This window comes from Microbacterium sp. PA5 (assembly GCF_049860775.1).
In the GTDB taxonomy this organism is placed as follows: domain Bacteria; phylum Actinomycetota; class Actinomycetes; order Actinomycetales; family Microbacteriaceae; genus Microbacterium.
Genome location: NZ_CP187567.1, coordinates 2606170 through 2621645, shown reverse-complemented (window position 1 = coordinate 2621645; position 15476 = coordinate 2606170). Strand labels below are relative to the sequence as shown.

The window sequence follows — 15476 nt, the reverse complement described above, 5'->3', positions numbered from 1 at the left end:
TAGAGTCCCATGTGCACGAGCGCGGACACGATCCGGCGCGAACCCGCGAGAGGAGTTGCCGACATGGCATCCAGTCCTGCAGCAGACATCATCGACGCCATCGGAGGCCCCGGGAACGTCGCCGGGCTCACCCACTGCGCCACCCGGCTGAGGTTCCAGCTGCGCGACGGCGACAAGGTCGACAAGGACCGGATGGAGGCGATCTCCGGCGTCATGGGCGCCGTCCCGCAGGCGGGCGACCGGTTCCAGGTCGTGATCGGGGGCGCCGTCCAGACCGTCTACAACGACATCATGGCGCTGCCCGAGATGGCCGACGTCGACGCGCCCTCCGACGCGGACGTCAAGGCCGCCCAGCGCGCGCGCGGCCCGCGCGGCAAGGTCGCGTGGCTCGACTCGCTCTTCGAGTTCCTCTCCGACTCGTTCCGCCCGACCCTCGGCGCCCTGCTCGGCGCATCGCTCATCATCACGTTCATGGCGCTGATGTCGACGCTGCAGGTGATCGGCAACTGGGCCGACCCGCGCACGGAGCTGCCGCCGTCCTGGCAGTTCGTCAACCTGATGTGGCAGTGCGTCTTCGTCTTCCTGCCGCTCATGGTCGCCTACAACGCGTCGAACAAGGTGGGCGCCGATCCCTGGGTCGGCTTCTCGATCATGGCCTCTGTCATGCTTCCCGGCTTCGCATCGCTGGCCACCCAGGAGGGCGCCCAGCAGATCGTGTTCCTCGGTTCCGAGATCACCACGATCCCGATCTTCGGCATCCCCCTGACGATCTTCAACTACAGCTCGCAGGTGTTCCCGCCGCTGATCATGGCCGCGGTGCTGGGGCCCCTCTACAAGGGCCTGAAGCGCCTCATCCCGGACAATCTGCAGCTCATCTTCGTGCCGTTCCTGGCGATGCTCGTGATGATCCCGCTGACCGCGTTCCTGCTCGGACCGATCGGCGTCTACGCCGGTGCGGCGCTCGCGCAGCTGCTGAGCTCGATCAACTCGTTCTCGCCGTTCATCTTCGCGATCATCATCCCGCTCGCGTACCCGTTCATGGTGCCGCTCGGCCTCCACTGGCCGATCAACGCGATCATGCTGCTGAACATCCAGACGCTCGGCTACGACTTCATCCAGGGCCCGATGGGCGCATGGAACTTCGCGTGCTTCGGCGCCACCGCGGGCGTGCTGCTGCTGGCATGGCGCGAGAAGGACAAGCAGATGAAGCAGACGGCCACCGGCGCCCTGGCGGCGGGTCTTCTCGGCGGCATCTCCGAGCCGTCGCTCTACGGCATCCACCTGCGCTACAAGCGCATCTACCCGCGCATGCTGGTCGGCTGCCTCACCGGCGGTCTCATCATCGGCATCGGCAGCATGCTGCTGGGCCTCGAGAACGGCATCACCACGAAGGCGTTCGTCTTCACGTCGCTGCTGACCATCCCGGCCTTCGAGCCGATCGGCCTGTACGCGATCGCCGTGCTGTCGGCCTTCGCGGTGTCGATGTTCCTCATCGTCGTCGGCGGCTACAAGGACAAGGAGCCCGCCGTGGACGGTCCGGCCGCCTCGGCGGACGTCGCCGACACCGCGGCGACCGCGGGCTCGTCGGTCGTGGGATCGGGCGCGCCGACGGCGGCTTCGGTCGCCGACGTCGCCGGGGGAGCGGCCCTCGCCGGCAGCGCCACCGCGACGGCCACCCTCCCGGACGCCGAGGACCTCGCGCTCACCCAGGTGATGTCGCCCCTCGACGGCACGGCCGTCGCGATCTCCGAGGTCCCCGATCCTGTCTTCGCTGGCGGTGTGATGGGACCGGGCGTCGCGATCGAGCCGAGCGGCGACACCGTCTCCGCGCCCGGCGCGGGCGTGGTCGTCGCCGCCCAGCCCACGGGCCACGCCTTCGGCCTCCAGCTGGACAACGGCGCCGAGATCCTCATCCACGTCGGCATCGACACCGTCAACCTCAAGGGCGACGGCTTCGACGTGAGGGTGAAGAACGGCGACCGGGTCGACGTCGGCGACGTCCTGGTCGTGTTCGACCGGGCCGTCATCGAGAAGGCGGGCTACCCGCTCATCACGCCCGTCATCGTCCTCAACGCCGACGCGTTCGACACGGTCGACCCGGTCGCGCTCGGACCGGTGACGGCCGGCGCGCCCCTGCTCGACCTGCAGAAGAAGAAGGGCTGACTCAGGAGTCGAGCGCGACCACGGCGTCCCACAGGGCGTCGGCGACCGCGCGCTTGCTGCCGGCGGCGTGCGCGGCCACGCCGTCGGCAGCGACGATCAGCAGCGCGTTGTCGGTCGTCTCGAAGCCGCGGTCCCAGTCGACGCGGTTGACGGCGAGCAGGTCGACGCCCTTCCGCTCGCGCTTGCGGATCCCGCGCTCGACGAGCTCGTCCTCGCTCGACGCCGTCTCGGCGGCGAACCCGACGATCCGCTGTCCGGGGCGGCGGGCCGCCACCAGCCCGGCCAGGATGTCGGCGTTCTGCACGAGGGAGAGGGTGGCGGTGCCGTCGCCGTCCTCCTTGCGCAGCTTCTCGTGCGACACCTCGGCCACGCGGTAGTCGGCCACAGCGGCGACCATCACCACGACGTCGGCATCGGCGGCAGCGGCCTGCATGGCCGTGCCGAGCTCGTCCGCGGTGCCGGCGCGGGCGATCTCGATGCGCGGGTGCCGCGCGACCTCGGACAGCACGCCCTCGTCGACGTGAGCCGCGACCAGGCGCACGCGGGCTCCGCGGGCCGCGGCGGCGAGCGCCACCTCGACGCCCTGACGTCCCGAGGAGCGGTTGCCGAGGAAGCGCACCGGATCGATCGGCTCGCGCGTGCCGCCGGTGGAGACGGCGACGGTCCGGCCGGTCAGATCGCCCGCCGGTGCCGGGAGCAGCGCGAGCGCCGCCGCCAGGATCTCGTCGGGCTCGGACATGCGCCCGGGGCCGCTGTCCCCGCCGGTCAGGGGGCCGTCGGCCGGTCCCACGACGTGGACGCCCCGCGCGCGGAGTGTGTCGATGTTCTGACGCGTGGCGGCGTGCTCCCACATGGCGGTGTGCATCGCGGGCGCCACGAGCACCGGCGCCGTGGTGGCCAGCAGCGTGACACCCAGGAGGTTGTCGGCGATGCCGGTCGCCATCCGCGCGAGGGTGTTGGCGGTCGCCGGCGCGACGACGACGAGGTCGGCGCGCGTGCCGAGCGACACGTGCCGGACCTCCGCGACGTCGTCGTGCACGGAGGTCGTGACAGGATGGCGGCTGACCGCCTCCCACGTCGCGGTCCCCACGAACCGCAGCGCGTCGTCGGTGGGAACAACGTGCACCTCGTGACCGTTGGTGACGAGAGCGCGCACGAGCTGGACCGTCTTGTACGCGGCGATGCCGCCGCTGACACCCACGACAACGAACATGCACCGATCCTCCCACGCGCCGCTGACGCCAGATTCAGGAAAGACAGACCCATGTGCACCGTGATCGTCCACGTCCCCGACGACCCCGCCGCCGCCACGCGGCTGCTCGCGGTGCGGGACGAGGACCCCGCGCGCGCCTGGGACCCGCTCGGTGCGTGGTGGCCCGAGGCGCACCCGGGGGTCGTGGGGGTGCGCGACAGCCGCGCGGGCGGGGCCTGGCTCGCCGCAGACCCGGATGCGGGGCGGCTCGCCGTCGTGCTGAACCGCGCCGAGGTGAGCGACATCGATCCCGCCGAGCTGGGATCGCGTGGCCACGTCGTCCTCGACGCGGTCGCGGGCACCTCGCCGGCGCAGCGTCCGCGGGTCCACGGCTTCAACCTCGTCGAGGTGGATGCCGAGGGTGCGCGCGTGACCATGTGGGACGGCCAGGCGCTGCGGGTGCAGCCGCTGGCACCGGGCATCCACATGATCGCGCACGACGACGTCGACGACCCGGCGACGGCGCGCATCGTCGCGTGGCGCGACGTCTTCTCGCCGCCGGCGGACGGGCCGCAGTGGTGGACGCCGTGGCTCGACGCGCTCGAGCGCACGGCCGAGCTCGATCCGACCGACGAGCGCGCCATCGTGCGCGACAACCGCCCGTACGGCTATCCGACGCTCTCGCTCCTCGTGACCGCCGCGTCGGTCTCCGCCGACGGCGTCGACGTGGTCTACGGCGAGTTCGACGAGCCCGGCGCCTGGAACCGGGTGGAACTGCGCTGAGCGCCGGCGGTCCCCGCGTGTCGGTGCGCGGCGGTACTGTCGGCGCATGAGCGGATCGGACGACGCGGCCCCCGAGCGGCCGGCGGTCTATTTCGCGGATGCCGAGGAGTTCCGCGCCTGGCTCGACGAGCACCACGAGACCGCCACCGAGCTGTGGATGGGGCTGTACCGCAAGGGCGATCCCGACGTCGGCATCACCTGGGACGACGCGGTGCCGGTCGCCCTCTGCTACGGCTGGATCGACTCGGTCTCGCAGCGCGTCGACGACCGCCGCCGCCGTCAGCGGTGGACGCCGCGCAAGCCCCGGTCGGTGTGGAGCGCGGTCAACATCGCGCACGTCGAGCGCCTGATCGCCGAGGGGCTCATGCGTCCGGCGGGGCTGGCCGCCTACGAGCGCAGGCCCGCCGGCAGCGGCTACTCGTACGAGACGGCTCCCGAGCCGTCGGCCGAGCAGCTGTCGGCACTGGCCGCCGACCCGGCGGCGCAGGCGTTCTGGGACGCCGCGACGCCGTCGTACCGCCGCGTCGCCACGACCTGGGTGCAGTCCGCCAAGCGCGAGACGACCCGCGCCGACCGCCTCGCGACACTGGTCGCCGACTGCGCCGCCGGACGCCTGGTGCCGCCGCAGCGGTACGGCGAGCCGCCGGCGTGGCTCACCCGCGCGGCGGCTGCGGCGGCCGCCGCGACCGAGGTGTGAATCCTGCGCCTCGGCCTCCTCGCGCGTGCGCGCCGTCCCTGCGCGGGGTCGTGGCGCCGCCCGCTCCGATGCCGAGGAGTCATGCGCGGCGCAGGAGCAGCACCCCGTCGTCGAGATGCGCCGGCCGGCCGTCGGGCGCGGCGGTCTCGCGTGCGCGCACTTCCGCGAGCTCGACGGTCCAGACCGCCGGATCGAGCCCCAGCAGTGCCAGCTCCTGAGCGGGGGTGAGGAGGACGGGATGGTCCTCCGCATCGTCGTGGGCCGACCACGGCGGCACCGCCGCGTGCGAGACGGCGAGCAGCCGCCCGCCCGGGGCGACGCGGGCGGCGGCGCGGCGCAGGATGTCGATGCGCGGGAAGTCGTGCTCCCACGAGTGCAGGAAGCTCGACGCCACGAGGTCGAAGGGGCCTGGGGGCAGGCCGCCGGCGGCGTCCGCCGTCTCGAAACGCACCTGCGTGTCGGTCAGGCCCCGCTCGGCCGCCGCGACCCGCGCACGGGAGATCGCCGTCGGGGAGACGTCCACCGCGGTCACCGTCCAGCCCTGCTCCGCCAGCCAGATCGCGTCGGCGCCTTCTCCGCAGCCGATCTCCAGGGCGGTTCCGCGGGGGAGCGTGCGCGCCACCGCAGCCGTGGTCTCGTTCACCCGACCCGACCAGAAGCGCGTGCCCTCGGCGTAGCGCTCCTCCCAGTGGGCGTTGCGCGCGGCCGCGCGCGCGTCGCGCCGCGCGGCGACGGCGTGGGCCGCGTCCTCGGCGACGAGCGCGGCGTTCACCGCGGCGCCGGCCATCGATCCCGCTCCCATCGACAGCGGCACGTTGCCGAACGGGGCGGTGACGTTGCCGGCGGCCCAGACGCGCGGGTGACTCGTCGCGCCGGTCGCATCGACGGCCAGGGGAGCGCCCGGCTGGTCGGCGCGGGCGAGGCGCAGGCCCGAGAGGAACTCCAGTGCGACCTCCGGCGCGGGAGCGACGAAGACGGCGTCCACCGGGTGCGTCGTCCCGGCGTCGTCGACGAGTCCGGTGAGCCGGCCGTCGCCGGACCCCACCGACCGCACCGGCCGCTCGACGATCCGGATGCCGCGGGCGTCCCACCGCTCGCGCACCTCGGGCGCGAGCGGCCCCGCGAGGGCGGTGAACGCGGTCACGTCCTCGCTCCACTGCCGCACGAGGTCGATCTGATGCACGCTCGCCGGCGACGTCGCGATCACGCCCAGCCGCCGGCCGCCGACCTCCCAGCCGTGGCAGTACGGGCAGTGGAGCACCGATGTGCCCCAGTGCGCCGCCAGGCCGTCGATGTCGGGAAGGGCGTCGCGGATCCCGGTCGCCACGACGACGGCGCGCGCGTGCTCGACGCCGCCGTCGGCCCGGACGATCCGCAGACCGTCGGCGGTGCCGGTGACCTCGGTCACCGTCGCCGACTCGACGACCACGCCGTACGCCTCGGCCTCCCGGCGGCCGCGCGCGAGCAGCTCCGCCGGCTCCGCGCCGTCGTGTCCGAGTACGCCGTGCATGTGCGCGGCGAACCGGTTGCGCGGCGCGCCGCCGTCGATCACGAGCGTGCGCCGGCGTGCCCGCCCCAGCATCTGCGCGGCGCTCAGCCCTGCCACTGCGCCGCCGATGACGACGGCATCCCATTCCCTGATGTCCATGGATCCAGCGTGACGCGGCCGTCCGCGAGAGTGCAAGCTCGCTTGCGGGAATGGCAAGATGGGACCATGCGCACCGAACTCGACCAAGTGGGACCGCGGCTCCGCGCCGCGCGGCAGTCCCGCGGCTGGACCCTCGACGACGTCGCCGCGCGCGCCGGGCTGTCCGCCAGCACGCTCTCGCGACTGGAGTCCGGCAAGCGGCAGGCCTCGCTGGAGCTCCTCGTCCCGCTCACCCGGATCCTCGGCATCCGCATCGACGACCTGCTGCCCGCCGAGACCGCCGATCCTCGGGTGCGGCGGGCCGTGGAGCGCCGCGACGGCATGGTGATCGCTCCGCTGACGCTCGAGCACGCCCCGGTGAAGACCTACAAGATCACCTACGCGCCCACGACCGTCGTGCCCGCGCCGCGCGTGCACGAGGGCTACGAGTGGCTGTACGTGCTGAGCGGGCGCGTGCTCCTGGTGCTCGACAGCACCGAGCACGAGATCGCCCGCGGCGAGGCGGCCGAGTTCGACACGCGGCTGCCGCACAGCATCCGCGCCTCCGCCGACGGCCCGGCCGAGGTGATCAGCATCTTCAGCGCGGCCGGCGAGCGCATCCACACCCGCGTCACCGACTCCTAGGCCGCCCTCCCGGGCCGTCGCGCCCTCGGGTCAGGACGGCTGCGCGTTCACGACTCCGGAAGAAGCCGCGGCTCGGCCGGGCCGGACGCCCGTTCTCGCCCCGGCGGGCCCGGATTTCCGGAGTTGCGAACGCGCCGCGGCCGGCACCCCGCGTCGGGAAGCCCGGCACCGCCGGGTCAGGACGTGCGGTGCTCCCGGTAGTAGGCCAGCAGCGCCCGGGTCGACGCGTCCTGCGCGTCGAGCGCGTCCTCGTCGCCCTCGATCGCGGGTGCGATCTGCAGAGCGAGCTGCTTGCCGAGCTCGACTCCCCACTGGTCGAAGGAGTTGATGCCCCACACGACGCCCTGCGTGAACGTGATGTGCTCGTACAGGGCGACGAGCTCGCCGAGCACGCGCGGGGTGAGGGCGGGCGCGAAGATCGAGGTCGTCGGGCGGTTCCCCGCGAAGGTGCGGGCCGCCACGAGCGGTCCGGTCGTGCCCTCGGCCTCGACCTCGGCCGCGGTCTTGCCGAAGGCGAGGGCCTTGGTCTGCGCGAGGAAGTTCGCGAGGAAGAGGCCGTGCACGTCGCGGCCGCCGTCCTTGAGCGGATAGGCGGGGTTCACGAACGCGATGAAGTCGGCGGGGATGAGCCGGGTGCCCTGGTGGATCAGCTGGTAGAACGCGTGCTGGCCGTTGGTCCCCGGCTCGCCCCAGAAGATCTCCCCGGTGTCGCTGGTGACCGGCGACCCGTCCCACCGCACGGACTTGCCGTTGGACTCCATGGTGAGCTGCTGCAGGTACGCGGCGAAGCGGCTGAGCTGCTGGGCGTAGGGGAGCACGGCATGCGACTGGGCCCCGAGGAAGTTCGTGTACCAGACGTTCAGCAGCCCCATCAGCACGGGGACGTTCCGCTCCAGCGGCGTGGACGCCATGTGCTCGTCGACGGCGTGGAAGCCGGCGAGCAGCTCGCGGAAGGCCGGCGGGCCGAGGGTGATCACGAGCGACAGGCCGATGGCGGAGTCCACGGAGTAGCGCCCGCCGACCCAGTCCCAGAACCCGAAGGCGTTCGCGGTGTCGATCCCGAACGCGGCCACCTTGTCGAGCGCGGTGGAGACCGCGACGAAGTGATGCGCGACCGCATCCGTCCGCTGCTCCTCCGAGCCGTCGACGGCGCCCGCCGCCTCGAGCCCCGCCCAGAGCCAGTCCCGCGCGAGGCGCGCGTTGGTGAGGGTCTCGAGGGTCGTGAACGTCTTCGACGCGACGATGAACAGCGTCGTCTCGGGGTCGAGGTCCGCGGTCTTGTGCGCCAGGTCGAAAGGGTCGATGTTCGAGACGAAGCGCGCCTGGATGCCGGCGTCGGCATACGGCTCGAGCGCCTCGGAGATCATCACCGGACCCAGGTCCGATCCGCCGATGCCGATGTTGACGACGTGCGTGACGGTCTTGCCCGTCACGCCCACCCACTCGCCCGAGCGCACGCGGTCGGCGAATGCCGACATCGCCGCCAGGACCTCCTGCACGTCGTGGTCGATGTCCTGACCGTCGACGATGAGCGCGGGCGTCGTCCCGGCCGGCCGGCGCAGTGCCGTGTGGAGCACAGCGCGGTCCTCGGTCGTGTTGATGTGCTCGCCGGCGAGCATCGCCGCGAACCGCTCGGCGACGCCGGTCTGCTCGGCCAGGCGCACCAGCGCGGCGAGGATGTCGTCGTCGACGAGGTTCTTCGACAGGTCGACGCGCAGGTCGGCGAGGTCGAAGGTCAGCCGCTCGACGCGGCCGGGGTCGGCGGCGAACGCACCGCGCAGATCCGGGGTGAACGAGTCGCGGGCTGCGGAGAGCTCTCCCCAGGCGGCAGTGGCGGTGGCGTCGATCGGAGTGGTCACGGGGACAACGCTAGCGCTGAACCTGCTCCGCCACAGGGCCGTACGGCGGACAAAACGGCCGCGCCGACCCGCCTCGTCAGCCCGGACCGCGGTCTCCGCGCCCGGTGGTGACAGTCGTTGCCGCCTCCCGGGGCGGGAAGCGGCAACGAGTGCCACCGGTTCGTGCGGCCGGGCCGTCAGTCGGCCGTGCGGAGGGTGACGGCGCCGGCCGAGACGGTGACGTCGACGCGGTTCGGCGACGCGGGATCGGTGCGGAGGTCGTGGGTGAACCTCCCCGCCGACACGTCGCTGGTCAGGGCGTACTCGCCGTCCGGGACGGTGAGGTCCAGGCGTCCGGCGCTGACGTCGAGCGTGAGCGCGTCGGGGGCACGGCCGTCGAGCTCGCCCTCCACGGATCCGGCGCTCACCGAGAGCCGGGCGTCCGAGACGCCGGACAGCTCGTAGCGGGCCGATCCTGCGCTCACCTCGGAGGTGAGCGCGTCCGCCGTCCCCGAGACGCGGAGCGACCCGGCGTCGAGGTGCAGGTCGAGCGCGCCGAAGTCGCCGTCGGCGCGCAGCGATCCGCTGTCGACGTCGATGTCGGCGTCGACGCCCGCGGCGGAGGCCGGCAGGGTCAGCTCGACGGTGTCGGGCTCGCGGAACCACCCCCAGCGTCCCCAGACGTTCCGATCGGACGAGACGACGAGGCGGTCGCCCTCGCGCTCGAAGGTCCAGTCGTCGATGCCCGACGCACCGGTCACGCGAAGCGTGGCCTCCGAGACCGCGCCGTACGAGACGGTCACGTCGGCGGCGCTGGTGTCGAGGTCGAGGCTGCGCAGCCCGGACGCCGACACCGTCGCCTCTCCGTCGCGGATCGTCGCGGAGCGCATCGCCGAGAGGACTCCCGTGAACACGGTGCCCGCGATGAGCACCGCGCCGGCGCAGATCGCGATGGTCGCGACGACCTTCGACGAGGTGCGCCGGGGCGGGCGGGGAGCGCCCTGATCGGCGGCGCCGGAGGTCGGCGGCGGGGTCAGCGGGGTGCCCGGCGCGGCGCTGCCGGACGCGGCAGGGGCATCGGATGCCAGGGGGGCATCGGGGACGAGGGTCATCGGACTGCTCCGTTCCGGGGAGGGGTGTCGCCGCCGTGACCGAGGTGGACGAGGGCGGCGAGGACGCGGCGGTTGCCGTGCTCGTCGGGTTCGAGGTCGAGCTTCTGGAAGAGCGAGGTGATGTGCTTCTCGACACTCGCCTCGCTGACGAAGAGGGTCTGCGCGATCGCCTGATTGCTCTTGCCCTCGGCGATCAGGGCGAGCACGGTCCGCTCGCGATCGGTCAGCCGCGCCATCCGGTCGTCGCGGGCGCGGCGCGTCAGCAGCTGCGCGACGACCTCGGGGTCGAGCACCGTCGCACCGGCGCCGATCCGCTCGATCGACTCGAGGAAGTCGCGGACGTCGGCGACGCGGTCCTTCAAGAGGTAGCCGAGCGCCGCCCCGTGCGAGGTGATGAGGTCGCTCGCGTAGCGCTCCTCGACGTACTGGCTGAGCACGAGCACGGGGAGGTCGGGGTTCGCCGCGCGCAGGGCGAGCGCGGCGCGGATGCCCTCGTCGGTGAAGGTCGGCGGAAGCCGGACGTCGAGGATGCAGAGCTCAGGGGCGGTGTCGGCGACCACGGCGGCGAGGTCGCCGGCGTCGGGCAGCGCGGCCACGATCTCGTGACCGGCGTCCTCGAGGACGCGGACCAGTCCCTCGCGCAGCAGCGCCGAGTCCTCGCAGATCAGGATGCGCACGGGACGCTCACCTCCAGGCTGGTCGGGCCGCCCTGCGGGCTGTCGAGGCGCGATGTGCCTCCGGCGGCGACGATGCGGTTGACGATGCCGTCGAGGCCCCCGCCGGGGATGACGCGGGCGCCTCCGACGCCGTTGTCCTCCACGCGCGCCCAGAGGGTCACGGCGCCCGTGGCCTCGTCGGTGCGACGGCGCACGATCACGCGGCATTCGCTCGCGCGGGAGTGCTTGGCGGCGTTGGTGATCGACTCGGCGATCGAGAAGTAGAGCGCCGCCTCGGCCGTGCGGCTGCAGCGGCCGTCCAGGCGCACGTCGAGCACGACGGGCACGGGCGAGCGACCGGCGAGGGCGGAGAGGGCGGCGTCGAGGCCGCGGTCGTCGAGGACCGAGGCGTGGATGCCGCGCGCGAGCTGGCGCAGCTCGGTGATCGCGGCCTTCGTCGAGGTGTGCGCCTCGTCGATCAGAGCCTTGGCGGCGGCCGGATCGGTGTCGATCTTCTGCTGCGCGAGTCCGAGCGTCATCCCGACCGAGACCAGCCGCGGCTGGACGCCGTCGTGCAGATCGCGCTCCAGCCGGGTGCGCTCGACCTCGCTGGCGCGCACCGCCCCCGCCCGCTGCGCCCCCGCCGTGCGGGCCTGCTCGGCCAGCGCCGCCTCGCGGGAGGGGACGAGGATGGCGCGGGTGAGGGTGGCATGCAGCACGGCGATGCCGAACAGCAGCGCGAGGCTCGCGAGGATGCTGAGCACGCCGATGAGCACGGCCCAGCCGGGGTGGACGGACAGGTCGGTCCAGGGCAGTCGCGCGCGGCCGCCCAGCGGGGCGAACAGCAGTCCGACCCCGGAGACGAGCCAGGCCACGAGGGGCAGCACGAACAGGCCGAGGACCGTCCCGATGGCGGCGCTGGAGGTTCCGCGCCACATCGCTCCGTCGGTGAACTGGCGCCACAGGGTGCGCAGCCAGCCGCCGAAGCCCGGGCCGGCGCTCGGGCGGAGGCGCAGGGCGGGCAGGCCGTAGCCGTACAGGCCGTCGACGCGCTCGTACTCGACCCATGCGGTGGCCCACAGCACGTAGACGAAGGCGACGAGGAAGAGGAGCCCGATGCCGAGCACGGGGAGGAGCCCGACGCCCACGCTCAGGAATGTCAGGAGGATCGTGAATGCGACGGCGCCGGCGATGCCGAGGGCCGCGAGCTGCGCGATCGCCCCCAGATGGGTGAGGGCGCCCGGCCGCCGGTGCGGGAGTGCTGCGGTGGTCATGTCTCCACGGTAGGACCGGCGTCGCGGGCGCGCCGCAGTGGTGTCCGGACGAATCACCTCGGGTTATCCCTACGTGTTAATGAGAATGATTCTCAGTTCTGATAGCGTCGTCCCGTGCCCCGCCGTCTGACACCCGTCGCCCTCGCCGCCGTGCTGATGCTCTCCGGATGCGCCCCCGCCCCGAGCGGAGCCGAGCCGGCGCCCGCCCCGGGATCGGATGCCGTGCCGGCGGACGGAGTGACCGAGCTGGCCGCGCCGGCGCTGCATCTGACGACGCTCGCCCCCGACGGCGCGGTCAGCCACCTCGACCTCGCCTCGGGCCGGTCGTCCACGATCGCGCGCATCGCGCCCGCCGACGCCGTCGCTGGCGACGGCCGCTATCTGTTCGCCCTGCGCGAGGGCTCGGTCACGATCGTCGACAGCGGGGCGTGGACGTGGAACCACGGCGACCACGTCCACTACTACTCCGGACCGGCGCGTGTCGTCGGCGACGTCGAGGGACCGGGGACCCCGACGGTCGTCGCGGGCGAGCGCAGCGTCGGCATCAGCTTCGACGGCGGCGGCGGGCCCGGGGAGGCGGTCCTCGTCAAGGTCGCCCCGCTCGCCGACGGCGAGATCGAGGAGCTCTTCCGGCGCGACGCCGCAGCGGCCGCGGGGGCCGCGGGCATGGTCGTCCCGCTCGCCTACGGCGCGTGGGTGACCGAGGTCGCCGACGGGCGCGTCGCCCGGCTGCGCCACGTCGACGAGGAAGGCGTCGCCGGTGAGGCGGTCCGGTGCGCCGACGCCGCCGGATCGATCGCCACGGCGGTCGGGGTCGTGGTCGCCTGCGCCGACGGGGTGGTCCTCGCCGCCGACGGGCGCCCGGCGCAGACCGAGCGCCTGGACTACCCGGCGGCGGACGATCGTGTGCGGGCGTTCTCGGGCCGCGAGGGGAGACCGTCGGTCGCCGCCCTCACGGACGGGGGCGCGGTGTGGGTGCTCGACACCCGGGCGCGCGCGTGGCACGCGTGGCGCGCCGCGTCAGCGGTGACGGCCGTGGCCGCAGTCGGCGACGACGCGGACCATGTGGTCGCGGTCTCCCGCAGCGGCGAGGTGCGCGTCCACCACGGCACGACGGGGCGTCTGCTCTCCACCGTCGCCGCCTCCGGTGCGCCGGCGCACGTCCCGGCGCTGTTCCCGGAGCAGCGGCAGACCTACGTCGTCGACCCCGCGGGCGCAGCCCTCGTCGTCGATCACGGCAGCGGCGCAGTCCTCGCCCGCTTCGCGCTTCCCGACGGCCTCACCGTGCTGACCGGCCGCTGACCGGCCGCCGACCGACCACCGGCGTCCCTCCCGGGCCGCCATCCAGAAAGGAAAACCATGAAACGACCCCTGCTGCTGACCGCAGGAGCCGCGATCGCCGCGCTCGCCCTCGCGGGCTGCGCCGCTCCCTCCCCATCGGGACCCGCGTCCGACCCGGCGCCCGATCCCGCCGCCGCCGTCGACGGCCCCCGCGTCGCCGTCGCGTACGAGGGCGGTGTGCTCGTGCTCGACGGCGAGACCCTCGGCGTGATCGCCGATGAGCCGTCCGAGGACTTCGTCCGCCTCAACCTGGCGGGCGATGACCGTCACGCGTTCGTGACGACGTCGCGCGGCTTCGAGCTCCTCGACCTGCGGGAGGCGAAGCTCACCGACCTCGTGGTCCCGGCGGGCGCTGCCGGTCACGTCGTCCGTCACGCCGGCAAGACGGTGCTGTACGACGACGCGACGAGCGACACCACCGTCTTCGAGACCGCTGCCCTCGCCGATGCCGGCGACGAGCTCCCCGAGGCCGAGGTCATCGAGGGCGTCGAGGCGCACCACGGCGTGTCGGTCGTGCTGTCGGACGGCGCGCTGCTGACCACGGTGGGCGATGCGGACTCCCGCAGCGGCATCCGCGTCACCGGCGCCGACGGCGCGGAGATCGCCGCCAGCGCGGACTGCCCCGGCGTCCACGGCGAGGGCACCGCGGCCGGAGAGGCCGTCGTCGTCGGCTGCGAGGACGGCGCCCTCGTCTACCGCGACGGCACCATCACCAAGCTGACGTCGCCCGACGCGTTCGGCCGCATCGGCAACGCCTACGTCTCCGAGGACAGCCCGCTCGTGGTGATGGACTACAAGGACGACCCGGACGCCGAGGGATACCTGCTGCACCGGCTCGCGCTGGTGGACACCGAGGCGCTGACCCTCGACGTCGTCGACCTCCCCGCCGGCGTCTCGTACACGTGGCGGGGCGTCGTGCGCGGTGAGGACGGCGACGCGCTGCTGCTCGGATCGGACGGCCGGGTGCACGTCGTCGATCCCGCCTCCGGCGAGGTCACCGCCTCGCACGAGGCGATCGAGGCGTGGGAGAGCCCCGCCGAGTGGCAGGACGCGCACCCCGCGATCGCCGTCGCGGGCGGCACGGTGTACGTCACCGACGCGGCGCAGCGGCGGATCGTCGCCCTCGACGCCGCCACGGGCGCCGTGACCGCCGCCGCCGACCTCCCCGTCACCCCGAACGAGATCGTCGCCGTGGACTAGCCTTCCCGGCGCGCGCGCGAATGTGGCGCATCCGGTCAGTCTGCGGCGCGGATTCCGACCGGATGCGCCACCTTCGCGCGGCGGGGTGAACGCGGCGGGTTGAACGCGGCGGGGTGGGCGCGGGTGGGGGGAGGATGGGGTGTGACCTCACCGGACATCCGTCTCATCGCCGTCGACATGGACGGGACGCTCCTGCTCCCCGACGGGACGATCCCCGCGGGGCTGTGGCCGCTCCTGCGCCGCCTGCACGCCCGCGGCATCGTGTTCGCGCCTGCGAGCGGACGGCAGTACGCGACGCTGCGGGAGATGTTCGCCGACGCCGAGGTGGAGCTCGACTACATCGCCGAGAACGGCGCGCACGTCGTCCGCGGCGAGGGCGAGGTGAGCTCCGACCGGCTCGACCCGGAGTTCACGGCGTCCGTCGTCGCGCGCCTGCGGGCGCTGGACGCGGAAGGGATGCGGCTGGGCGTCGTGCTCTGCGGCACGCGGTCGGCCTACATCGAGGACACCGACCCCGTCTTCGTCGCGGAGGCCGCGAAGTACTATCGCGCGCTCGAGGTGGTCGGCGACCTCCTCGCCGTCGACGACCGCATCGTCAAGATCGCCGTGTACGACTTCGGCGGCGGGGAGACCCACAGCGCCCCGCGCCTGGCAGACCTCCGGGACACCCATCAGGTGGTCGTGTCGGGCATGCACTGGGTCGACGTCATGAACCAGGGCGTCGACAAGGGCGTGGCCCTGCGCGCGCTCCAGGCCGCACTCGGGGTGACCCCGGCGCAGACGGCGGCGTTCGGCGACTACCTCAACGACGTCCAGATGCTGCAGGCCGCCGAGCACTCGTACGCGATGGAGGGCGCCCACCCCGACGTGGTGGCGGTGGCCCGTCACCGGGCCCCGTCCCACGCCGAGGCGGGCGTCCTCACCGTCATCGAGCGGCTGCTGGGCTGA

13 protein-coding genes are annotated in these 15476 nt (G+C 73.4%); 7 read left to right on the top strand and 6 right to left on the bottom strand.

Annotation, left to right across the window (positions count from 1 at the left end):
- The first annotated feature begins 63 nt into the window (after positions 1-63).
- Entirely contained in the window at positions 64-2163 is a 2100-nt protein-coding gene (locus tag ACPWUT_RS12440; protein ID WP_425838078.1) for a glucose PTS transporter subunit IIA, read from the top strand.
- Between the two features lies 1 nt (position 2164).
- Here the strand turns inward: ACPWUT_RS12440 and coaBC are convergent, their stop codons facing one another.
- A complete protein-coding gene (coaBC, locus tag ACPWUT_RS12435) occupies positions 2165-3376 on the bottom strand; it encodes a bifunctional phosphopantothenoylcysteine decarboxylase/phosphopantothenate--cysteine ligase CoaBC (RefSeq protein WP_284528153.1) in 1212 nt (403 codons plus the stop codon).
- A 51-nt stretch (positions 3377-3427) separates the two neighbouring features.
- Here coaBC and ACPWUT_RS12430 point away from each other — a divergent pair, with 51 nt between their 5' ends.
- Both ACPWUT_RS12430 and ACPWUT_RS12425 read left to right on the top strand, forming a co-directional pair.
- Entirely contained in the window at positions 3428-4138 is a 711-nt protein-coding gene (locus ACPWUT_RS12430; RefSeq protein ID WP_284528154.1) for an NRDE family protein, read from the top strand.
- Between the two features lie 46 nt (positions 4139-4184).
- Entirely contained in the window at positions 4185-4835 is a 651-nt protein-coding gene (locus tag ACPWUT_RS12425; protein WP_425838074.1) for a YdeI/OmpD-associated family protein, read from the top strand.
- Positions 4836-4914: 79 nt separating this feature from the next.
- Here the strand turns inward: ACPWUT_RS12425 and ACPWUT_RS12420 are convergent, their stop codons facing one another.
- Positions 4915-6483, bottom strand: a complete 1569-nt coding sequence (locus ACPWUT_RS12420) for a methyltransferase (RefSeq protein WP_425838071.1) — start codon at positions 6481-6483, stop codon at positions 4915-4917.
- A 66-nt stretch (positions 6484-6549) separates the two neighbouring features.
- On the opposite strand from ACPWUT_RS12420, the gene ACPWUT_RS12415 reads away from it, so the two are divergent.
- Positions 6550-7107 carry a helix-turn-helix domain-containing protein gene (locus tag ACPWUT_RS12415; protein ID WP_425838068.1) on the top strand — a complete coding sequence of 186 codons (558 nt, stop codon included), beginning with the start codon at positions 6550-6552 and terminating at the stop codon, positions 7105-7107.
- A 176-nt stretch (positions 7108-7283) separates the two neighbouring features.
- On the opposite strand, the gene pgi is transcribed toward ACPWUT_RS12415, so the two are convergent.
- From pgi to ACPWUT_RS12395, 4 genes are all read right to left on the bottom strand, one after another.
- Positions 7284-8966 (bottom strand): glucose-6-phosphate isomerase, encoded by a 1683-nt coding sequence (gene pgi, locus ACPWUT_RS12410; protein WP_425838065.1) that lies wholly within the window; start codon positions 8964-8966, stop codon positions 7284-7286.
- Positions 8967-9142: 176 nt separating this feature from the next.
- Positions 9143-10057 carry a hypothetical protein gene (locus ACPWUT_RS12405; protein ID WP_425838062.1) on the bottom strand — a complete coding sequence of 305 codons (915 nt, stop codon included), beginning with the start codon at positions 10055-10057 and terminating at the stop codon, positions 9143-9145.
- Positions 10054-10734, bottom strand: a complete 681-nt coding sequence (locus ACPWUT_RS12400) for a LuxR C-terminal-related transcriptional regulator (protein WP_284528160.1) — start codon at positions 10732-10734, stop codon at positions 10054-10056. Before ACPWUT_RS12400 ends, ACPWUT_RS12405 begins: the two co-directional genes overlap by 4 nt.
- Complete coding sequence (locus ACPWUT_RS12395; protein ID WP_425838059.1) at positions 10722-11987, bottom strand: histidine kinase; 1266 nt, start codon at positions 11985-11987, stop codon at positions 10722-10724. Before ACPWUT_RS12395 ends, ACPWUT_RS12400 begins: the two co-directional genes overlap by 13 nt.
- Positions 11988-12101: 114 nt before the next feature.
- Here ACPWUT_RS12395 and ACPWUT_RS12390 point away from each other — a divergent pair, with 114 nt between their 5' ends.
- The 3 genes from ACPWUT_RS12390 to ACPWUT_RS12380 all read left to right on the top strand — a co-directional run bounded on the left by ACPWUT_RS12390 (position 12102) and on the right by ACPWUT_RS12380 (position 15476).
- Positions 12102-13289 carry a hypothetical protein gene (locus tag ACPWUT_RS12390; RefSeq protein ID WP_425838056.1) on the top strand — a complete coding sequence of 396 codons (1188 nt, stop codon included), beginning with the start codon at positions 12102-12104 and terminating at the stop codon, positions 13287-13289.
- 57 nt (positions 13290-13346) lie between these two features.
- Entirely contained in the window at positions 13347-14528 is a 1182-nt protein-coding gene (aztD, locus tag ACPWUT_RS12385) for a zinc metallochaperone AztD (protein ID WP_425838053.1), read from the top strand.
- Between the two features lie 141 nt (positions 14529-14669).
- A complete protein-coding gene (locus ACPWUT_RS12380) occupies positions 14670-15476 on the top strand; it encodes a Cof-type HAD-IIB family hydrolase (RefSeq protein ID WP_284528164.1) in 807 nt (268 codons plus the stop codon).